Annotated in this window: 7 protein-coding genes; 5 read left to right on the forward strand and 2 right to left on the reverse strand. The window is 44.5% G+C overall.

What is annotated here, in order from left to right:
- From IH598_08730 to IH598_08750, 5 genes are all read left to right on the forward strand, one after another.
- Positions 1 to 469: T9SS type A sorting domain-containing protein (locus tag IH598_08730; GenBank protein ID MBE0638592.1), on the forward strand; the 469-nt coding region annotated here is incomplete at its 5' end.
- Positions 470 to 494: 25 nt separating this feature from the next.
- Positions 495 to 2,378: a T9SS type A sorting domain-containing protein gene (locus IH598_08735; protein MBE0638593.1), complete on the forward strand. Its 1,884-nt coding sequence runs from the start codon at positions 495 to 497 to the stop codon at positions 2,376 to 2,378.
- A gap of 281 nt (positions 2,379 to 2,659) precedes the next feature.
- Positions 2,660 to 5,011, forward strand: a complete 2,352-nt coding sequence (locus tag IH598_08740) for a TonB-dependent receptor (GenBank protein ID MBE0638594.1) — start codon at positions 2,660 to 2,662, stop codon at positions 5,009 to 5,011.
- Positions 5,012 to 5,034: 23 nt separating this feature from the next.
- Entirely contained in the window at positions 5,035 to 5,892 is an 858-nt protein-coding gene (locus IH598_08745) for a DUF4249 domain-containing protein (protein ID MBE0638595.1), read from the forward strand.
- An 85-nt stretch (positions 5,893 to 5,977) separates the two neighbouring features.
- Positions 5,978 to 6,655, forward strand: a complete 678-nt coding sequence (locus tag IH598_08750; GenBank protein MBE0638596.1) for a hypothetical protein — start codon at positions 5,978 to 5,980, stop codon at positions 6,653 to 6,655.
- A gap of 35 nt (positions 6,656 to 6,690) precedes the next feature.
- Here the strand turns inward: IH598_08750 and IH598_08755 are convergent, their stop codons facing one another.
- Positions 6,691 to 7,617 (reverse strand): serine acetyltransferase, encoded by a 927-nt coding sequence (locus IH598_08755; protein MBE0638597.1) that lies wholly within the window; start codon positions 7,615 to 7,617, stop codon positions 6,691 to 6,693.
- A gap of 188 nt (positions 7,618 to 7,805) precedes the next feature.
- Positions 7,806 to 8,732 (reverse strand): cysteine synthase A, encoded by a 927-nt coding sequence (gene cysK / locus IH598_08760; GenBank protein ID MBE0638598.1) that lies wholly within the window; start codon positions 8,730 to 8,732, stop codon positions 7,806 to 7,808.
- Positions 8,733 to 9,436: the final 704 nt, after the last annotated feature.

Here is a 9,436-nt window from a genome sequence, read left to right on the forward strand (position 1 = left end):
CCTCGCAGGATTGGAGAATATTGCAGCCAGTTCCATCACAAATCTATACATAGCCAATAATACCTCTTTATCCACTTGTGATGTGCAAAGCATCTGCGATTACCTGGTTGCGCCATCCGAAACGGACACAATTTCGAACAACGCTCCCGGCTGCAACAACCCGGAAGAAGTTATCGAAGAATGTATGGTTACTGTGGAGGAAATCACGCCACCGGAAAGTTTGTCCGTTTTCCCCAACCCCGCTAACGATCGGCTGACTGTTCAACTTATACTTGAAAAACCAGAACCCATTCACCTCACTGTGCTAAATGCCGCAGGACAACAGATGGCCTTGATAACCGATGATCAGCCAAAAGCAGGAGATTTCCGGACTGAGATTGACATTTCAAAATGGCCGGTGGGGGTTTATTTGTGCCTGGTGTGGGTTGGGCAGGAAACTTTGACACAGAAAATCATTAAAGTTCAATAAATGAATTTTAAAAAAACTGGAAACCATGAAAACTTTATTTTTATTCTTAGCAGCAATGATGATCCTGACTTATCAGACCAATGCCCAAAATCCGCAGTGGCTGAATTACACCAATGGTGATAATATCTTTGCCCTTGCGGAAGAGGGTGAATTTATATGGGTAGGTAATAATGGTGGAATGGTAAAACTCAATAAAACAAACGGAGAAACTACCTTTTACAATAAAGCAAATTCTGGCCTGCCTGTTAATGATGTTCGGTCAATAGCAATATCCGAAAACGGAACGAAATGGATTGGAACTTTTGGAAGCGGACTGGCAGCTTTTGACGGTATCAATTGGACAACCTACAGCACTACCAACTCTGGTCTGCCTGACGATTATATTGCGTCAATAGACATAGACCCAGATGGCACCAAGTGGATTGGTACCAAGGGTGGATTGGCAGCATTTGACGGCACAAACTGGACAACCTACAACACTTCCAACTCTGGCCTGCCTTATGACAATGTCCGTTCAATTGCCATAGATAAAAACGGCACGAAGTGGATTGGAACCGGAGTTGGATTGGCAGCATTTGACGGCACAAACTGGACGACCTACAACACTTCCAACTCTGGCCTGCCTAATAACAGTATCCATTCATTAGCCATAGACGAAAACGGCACGAAGTGGATTGGAACCTCTCTTGGCGGATTGGCAGTATTTGACGGCGCCAACTGGATTACATACAACACTTCAAATTCGGGCTTGCTGGATAATTGGATTTATTCAATAGCCATAGACAAAAACGGCACGAAGTGGATTGGAACCTATTTTGGCGGGTTAGCAGCATTTAACGGCACAACCTGGACAACCTACAACACTTCAAATTCAGGATTGCCTGATAACACTATCAGGTCTGTAGCCATAAACGAAAGCGGTACGATGTGGCTTGGAACTTGGTTTGGCGGATTGGCAGTATTTGACGGCGCCAACTGGATTACATATGATACTTCAAATTCGGCTTTGCCTGTTAACCGTATCTTGGCAATAGCCATTGACGAAAACGGAACGAAATGGATTGGAACCTTGGGTGGCGGATTGGCAGTATTTGACGGAACAAACTGGACGACCTACAACACTTCAAATTCAGGCTTGCCGGATGACGACGTTATCACAATAATCATAGACGAAAACGGTACAAAGTGGATTGGAACCAGGGGTGGATTGGCAGCATTTGACGGTAATAACTGGACAACCTACAGCACTTCCAACTCTGGTCTGCCTGACGATTATATTGCGTCAATAGACATAGACCCAGATGGCGCCAAGTGGATTGGAACCAAGGGTGGATTGGCAGCATTTGACGGTACAAACTGGACGACCTACAACACTTCCAACTCTGGTCTGCCTGACGATTATATTGCGTCAATAGACATAGACCCAGATGGCACAAAGTGGATTGGAACTAATGATGGATTGGCAGCCTTTCATGGAACCGACTGGATGATTTATAATACTTCAAATTCGGGCTTGCCTGATAACATAATCGCCGCTTTAGTCATAGATAAAAATGGCACCAAGTACATTGGAACCTTTTTTGACGGATTGGCTCTTTATAATGAAAATGGTATTCCAGTAGGTGTAATGGAGTTCAACCTGCCAAATCAATCAATGGCAGTAAAAGTCTTTCCCAATCCTTTCACAACCAACATCATCATTGAATTTGACCTGCCACAAAATTCAATTGCTTCCATTCAAATTTTCAATTGCATCGGCGCAAAAATAGCCGAATTACACAATGACCTGCTGCCTGCCGGGCAACAACAATTTACGTGGGATGCAGGCAGCCTGCCAAAAGGAATTTATTTCTGCAAAGTGCAAACCGGCCAGAAAACCACTTCACAGAAAATCATCAAAATCAATTAACTGAAGGCTGCAGTTTCCAAAAGTTCCGTGAGTTCAAAACGTAAAAAGTGAATTGCATTGAAATATTGTCAGGGCTGGAGTGCACTGAGAGTCTTCAGGACGATTAACAACTTTCCATTCTAAAATTTAACACAACCTTACACACCCCCTGATTGTTATGAATTGTGAGGCTGTAATTAATTTTTGTTTGGATTCGGCCTTTACTTTTGCAACCGTTTCGAAAAAAAAATGTCATTAACCCAAAACTCTTGTTGATTTCTTTATTAACCGAAAACTCTTTTATGATCTTCAGAAAAGTATTGATTTTGTTAACCGTACTGCTGGTATTCCAGTTAAGTGCGTTTGCGGAAAGTGATCCTGCTGCGTTGAAATTTACGATCAGCGGCTACATTACTGATGAGAAAAATGGGGAAACCCTGCTCGGCGCCACTGTTTACATCACCGAGTTGCAAACCGGCACAGTGTCGAACTTTTACGGGTTCTATGCCCTTACGCTCCCTCCCGGTAAGTATTCGCTTACCTTTTCCTATATTGGTTACCAGAACGTCTCCAAAGCGATAGAGCTGACAGCAGATATGACTTTGAATATCGGTTTAAGCTCATCGCAGCAAGTGCTTGAGGAAATTGTGATTGTGGGTGAACGTGAGGATAAAAACGTAAGAGCGCCCGAAATGAGCGTAACCAAAGTAGAGTCGAAAACCATTAACCAGATTCCGGCGCTCTTTGGAGAGATTGATGTGATCCGCGCCATGCAGCTTTTACCCGGCATTCAGACCATCTCCGAAGGCTCTACCGGCTTCAGCGTAAGAGGAGGCAGCGCCGACCAAAACCTTGTGCTGCTCGACGAAGCAGTCGTTTACAACGCAGGGCATATGCTGGGATTTTTCTCGGTGTTCAATAACGACGCCGTGAAAGATGTAACCATGTATAAAGGGGATATTCCGGCGTCGCAGGGGGGAAGAATTGCCTCGATGATGGATGTGAGAATGAAGGATGGAAACAACAAAAAGTTTTCAGCTACCGGCGGCATCGGCCTGATCTCAAGCAGGCTGACGCTTGAAGGGCCGATCCTGTCAGAAAATACTTCATTTATCGTTTCAGGCCGAAGGACCTACGCTGATCTTTTTCTCCCACTGGCCAATGACCCGAATGTGCAGGATAGCAGGCTGTATTTCTATGATTTCAATGCAAAAGTGAACCATACGATCAATGAGAATAACCGTGTTTTCATTTCGACTTACCTGGGCAGGGATGTGTTTTCGAACGAATTTGCTGAAATGACCTTGGGCAACAGCACCGTTACCATGCGGTGGAATCATCTGTTTTCCAAGAAATTGTTTTCCAACTTTACCCTCTTACGTTCGCGTTACGACTACGAATTGGGTGTTCCGGAAGGACAAGCCAACTCGTTTGAGTGGAAATCGCGGTTGCTTGATTATAGCGCCAAAGCCGATTTCACCCTGTTTTACGATACGCGCAATACGATAAAGTTCGGAGGCAGCATGATTTATCATACCTTCAATCCCGGTGAGGCAAGAGGGATAGGTGAGGAGACATTTTTTAATGAATATGTACTTCCAAAAAATTATGCACTTGAATCTGGATTATATATCAGCAATGAACAGCAGATTAGCGACGTCCTGACACTTAAATACGGTCTGAGGTTTTCGATATTCCAGAATATTGGTCCGGGTGTTTCCTATGACTTCGATGAAAACTACACCATGGTTGATTCCACGAATTATTCAAACGGACAGTTTTTCAATACTTACACCAACCTCGAACCCCGTTTCGGTCTGACTTACCTGCTCAATGAGCGGTCTTCCATCAAAGCGAGTTATTCCAGAACTGCTCAATATCTTCAGTTGGCGCAGAATTCCACAGCGGGCACACCACTTGACATCTGGTTTCCGTCGAGCCCCAATGTTAAACCGCAGATTGCCAACCAGGGAGCTGTCGGGTATTTCCGGAATTTTGACGACAACAGGTGGGAATTTTCTGTCGAAACCTACTACAAGGACATGCAAAATGCCATTGATTTTAAAGACCATGCTTATTTGCTGTTAAACAAAGAACTGGAAGGCGAGCTGCGGTTTGGCAGGGCATGGGCTTATGGCATGGAGTTCATGCTGCGAAAAGTGAAAGGCGACCTCACCGGTTGGATCGGCTACACGCTGTCAAAAGCAGAACGGGAAATTGAAGAGATCAACAATGGAAATCCATACCCGGCCAATTATGACAAACCACACGATTTGTCCATTGTGGTAAATTACGATCTAAGTCCGCGGGTTTCGATGGGCGCAAACTGGGTCTATGCCACGGGCAGACCGGTTACTTTTCCGGTCGGGCGTGCCGTTTGGGGAAACGCTGTGGTTCCTATCTATTCCGAACGAAATGCTTATCGCATGCCTGATTATCACCGGCTTGATGTTTCAGTAACCCTCAGGCCAACGCCAAATCCCAACAGAAAATGGTATGGCGAGTGGAACCTCTCGGTTTACAATGCTTATGCCCGTAAAAATGCATGGACCATCAACTTTGTGCAGGACGCCAATGATCCTTACACCACTTATGCCGAAATGACCTATCTCTTTTCCATCATACCCAGCATAACCTACAATTTCCGCTTTTAACCCAATCGAAAATAGATATGATCATGAAAAATACAGTTGCAATAACATTCCTGGTTCTTTTGGTTTATTCCTGCACCGAACGCATTGATGTAAAACTCGATGAGCAGGAGTATGCCCGCATTGTAGTGGAAGGCAATATTTCGACCGATACCACTGCACACATCGTTAAACTGACAAAAACTGCCGATTATTTCGTCAACGAGCCGGCTGAGCCGGTAAGTGGGGCGCTGGTGACCATTTCAAGTGATGCTGATTTTTTCGAGCTCACCGAAACCCCTGAAAATTCAGGAATTTACCTGACAGCACCTGATGTGTATGGAAAAGTCGGCAGCGAATACCGGCTGAGGATCGTCCTGGATGAGGAAATAGGCGGTGCAAAGGAATTTGAAGCTATCTCCAAAATTTATCCTATTAACGAAGTCGACTCCATCGATTTGAAATTTTATGAGTACTGGGGCGAAGATGGTTTTTACGAAGTACAATGTTTTGTTTGGGATCCGCCAACTGAGGATTTCTACATGTTTGAAACCTATATCAACGGACGTTTGGTCACCGATTCGATCAGTAAGGTTTTTGTGGTTGACGATCTGCTTTACAATGGCAACTATACTAATGGCATTGGAGTAGGATACTTTGATCAAAGCCTGAGCTACGAAAAAATTGTTCCGGGCGATACGGTGAAACTAAAAATATCGAGGTTGACCAAAGACCATTCAGAATTTATTTTCAGGGTACAGGAAGAAATCAGCTACCAATCGCCACTTTTCAGCGGGCCACCGGCGAATGTTAACGGCAACATTTCAAACGGAGGATTTGGGTTTTTTGGAGCTTACTCTGCAAGTTACTCTACCACTGTTTTAGAAAATCCTTCCAAACAATAATGACCTCAGTTTGTTTCTCGGTAACTGCAACAATCATTGATTAGTGGTTTCACAGCATTTTTTAAAACCAAAATTCATAAACAACATGTTCAGATTGCCTGACGGAGGTCCAGTTTATCACGAGACCGATTTAGATCATTTGTTTGTAGAACCGTGGAATGCCATTTCTTCACTCACCTTCCTGATCCCTGTTTTTTACCTCTTGTATCACCTTAGAGGGCAATACCGGCAATATGCTTTCCTGATCTTCTGGGCTGCACCGCTAATGGCCATCGGAGGAATAGGCAGCACATTGTACCATGCCTTCAGGGCACATCGTTTTTTCCTCTTCCTGGACTTTGTCCCCATCGCCATCATGACACTCTCGATCAGCATTTACCTCTGGAACAAGGTGTTGCCACATTGGATGTATGTGATTGGGGTGATTACCGTTTCGTTGATATTCCGGTTTGCTGCATTTCGCCTTGTTGAAGGACATGCAGCCATCAATCTTTCCTACTTTATCACAGGGTTGATGATCTTTCTCCCGGCCATGATATTTTTGATCAGTACACGGTTTAAGTATGTCAAATACCTTCTTTACAGCGCTCTTTTCCTCCTGTTAGCACTCTTTTTCCGGCATGCTGATGACTGGGAAAATCAAATTTTTAAAGCAGGAACCCATTGGCTGTGGCACATTTTTACTTCTATTGGAGCCTTAACACTGGCAGTTTACCTGATTAAAGTCAAAGATATCCGTTTGACTGGTTATAAGTTGGAGTAAGGGAGGTTTTGATTACTTCTGCAACCCTTCAATTGCTATATCCCTCCTCCATTGCTGAACGACTGATCCAACGGTTTTTGCTGTGTGATCCTTGAATATGGAGGTAAATCTTTTGTAACCCAGATGTTGCCTCCTATCACCGAGCCTTTACCAATAGAAATTCTTCCCAGAATTGTAGCATTGGAATAAATTATTACATCATCCTCAACAACAGGATGACGGGGGATTCCTTTGATCGGATTACCCTGGTCGTCTAAAGGGAAACTTTTAGCTCCAAGGGTCACTCCCTGGTAAATTTTGACCCGTTTCCCGATAATCGCTGTTTCACCGATGACAACGCCCGTTCCGTGGTCAATGGCAAAAAACTCATCAATCTTCGCGCCGGGGTGAATATCAATACCAGTTTCGGAGTGTGCCATTTCGGAGATGATACGGGGGATAAGCGGCACGTTCAGATTGTAAAGTTCGTGGGCGATGCGATGATTGGTCATGGCGCGAATGGTAGGATAACTGAAGATGACCTCTCCTTCACTGTTGGCAGCGGGATCTCCAAGATAAGCTGCCCTCACGTCCGTTGCTAACAGCCGGCGGATTTCAGGAAGTTTAGCTATCAATTGTGTTGACTTTTCCATGGCTTCATTTTCCCCACATTCATAGTCGAACTCCTGATCCTGCCGGCACGAAAAACATATTCCCCTGAAAACCTGGTCGCTCAACAGCCTGAAAGCTTCATCCACATTCACTCCCAGGTGATAGGAGTAGTTATTTCTGTTGAGGGATGAATGACCAAAATAACCTGGAAATAATATTTCCCTGAATTTATTCACCATCTCATTCAAAATAACAACCGAAGGCATACTGCGCCCATGCTGCGGCATGTACACCATTTTGTATGATTCGCTGAGTGAGAGCTTTTCAATAGCAGTTTTTATGATTTCATCGTGGAATTTATCTTCTTTCATACTTCTTAACTGGATTTTTTTAAAATTTATACCGACCATAGGTCTGTTTAATCAGCCATTACTTTTTATCGTTCATGGAGGGCAAACTGGAAAAGAACAAGTCGTTGTGTGATCGGGACAAATGAAACATTAAACCCTGGATTGAGGTGGGTTCAGCACTTCATTCACAGGTAAATAAAACACATGAATTATTCTGCTGCATAAAGTGATGTGCTCAAATACCGCTCCCCAGTATCGCAGGTTATCAGTACAATGTTCTTTCCCTGGTTTTCGGTGCGGCGCCCAATCTCCATGGCAGCCCAAAGGATGGCGCCGCTTGAAATTCCGCTGAAAACACCAGCTTCCCGTGTCAGTCGTCGTGCAAGGGTTGTAGCATCCTCATCGGTTACCATAATCACCTCATCGAGAATATTTACATTCAGTACTTCAGGGATAAATCCCGGTCCGATGCCCGCAATCCGGTGCTTTCCAGGTTTTCCTCCCGACACTACGGGTGATCCGGCCGGTTCCACACCAACAACATTTATGGCATTGTTTTTACTTTTCAGGTACTCACCTGTACCTGTAACCGTTCCACCAGTTCCCATCCCAGCAATAAAAATATCTAATTTACCATCCATATCATGCCATATTTCGGGGCCGGTGGTTCGGCGGTGCATCTCAACATTGGCCTTATTTCGAAACTGGTATGGGATGAAACTGTGCTCATAGTTGTGACTTAGTTCAATGGCTTTGTCAATCGAACCCTGCATCCCTTTGTCAGCTTCGGTAAGCACCAACTCGGCGCCGTAAGCTTTAATCAGCAGCCTGCGTTCGATCGAAGTGGCCTCCGGCATAGTAATCACCAGCCGGTAACCCCTTGCTGCACACACCATTGCCAGACCAATACCGGTATTGCCGCTGGTTGGCTCGATGATCACCGTATTGCGGTTGATCAGCCCCTTTTCTTCGGCATCCTGGATCATAGCCCAAGCCAACCTGTCTTTCACCGAGCCACCAGGGTTCTGATACTCTAACTTCGCAAACAGGTTGGCGCCACATTCCTCGCTAAACTTTCCCAGGTGAATCAGCGGAGTACGTCCAATAAGATCAGTAATATTTTCTGCAATCTTCATAATAAAAGGTTTATGCTAATAAAAGATGGAATTGGGGTAAAATGTTCAGCACTAATTCCGCATTCGGTGGGACGACCTTCCCGACTCCAGGTCGGGACGCGATAACCAACCAAATTATGTTTTCACCAAATAAAAAAAGGTCAAGCATTTAAAAACACTTAACCTTCTGATTTTCACTTGTCGGGGTAGTCCCGCATTCGGCGGGACGACCTTCCCGACCCCAGGTCGGGACGCGATAACCAACCAAATTATGTTTTTACCAAATAAAAAAAGGTCAAGCATTTAAAAACACTTAACCTTCTGATTTTCAATTGTCGGGGTAGTCCCGCATTCGGCGCGACGACCTTCCCGACCCCAGGTCGGGACGCGATAACCGACCAAATTATGTTTTCACCAAATAAAAAAAGGTCAAGCATTTAAAAACACTTAACCTTCTGATTTTCAGTTGTCGGGGTAGTCCCGCATTCGGCGGGACGACCTTCCCGACCCCAGGTCGGGACGCGATAACCAACCAAATTATGTTTTCACCAAAAAAAAAGGTCAAGCATTTAAAAACACTTAACCTTCTGTAAATAGCAAATTTAATTTCATCAGTTTTTCGCAATTGTGTTTCATCAGTTTTTCGCAAAAGTAATTCACCAGTTTTTGTGTTGATTATTTGTTTTGGTTACCTGTTGTTTGGTTGTCATTCTGAGGCCTTTTCC

The organism is Bacteroidales bacterium (genome assembly GCA_014860585.1).
GTDB lineage: Bacteria > Bacteroidota > Bacteroidia > Bacteroidales > 4484-276 > RZYY01.

Bases quoted from the DNA above. Each gene is read 5' to 3' on its own strand.
- IH598_08735 (MBE0638593.1), top strand. From the start codon at position 495: ATGAAAACTTTATTTTTATTCTTAGCAGCAATGATGATCCTGACTTAT.
- IH598_08740 (MBE0638594.1), top strand. From the start codon at position 2,660: ATGATCTTCAGAAAAGTATTGATTTTGTTAACCGTACTGCTGGTATTC.
- IH598_08745 (MBE0638595.1), top strand. From the start codon at position 5,035: ATGAAAAATACAGTTGCAATAACATTCCTGGTTCTTTTGGTTTATTCC.
- IH598_08750 (MBE0638596.1), top strand. From the start codon at position 5,978: ATGTTCAGATTGCCTGACGGAGGTCCAGTTTATCACGAGACCGATTTA.
- IH598_08755 (MBE0638597.1), bottom strand. From the start codon at position 7,617: ATGAAAGAAGATAAATTCCACGATGAAATCATAAAAACTGCTATTGAA.
- cysK (MBE0638598.1), bottom strand. From the start codon at position 8,732: ATGAAGATTGCAGAAAATATTACTGATCTTATTGGACGTACTCCGCTG.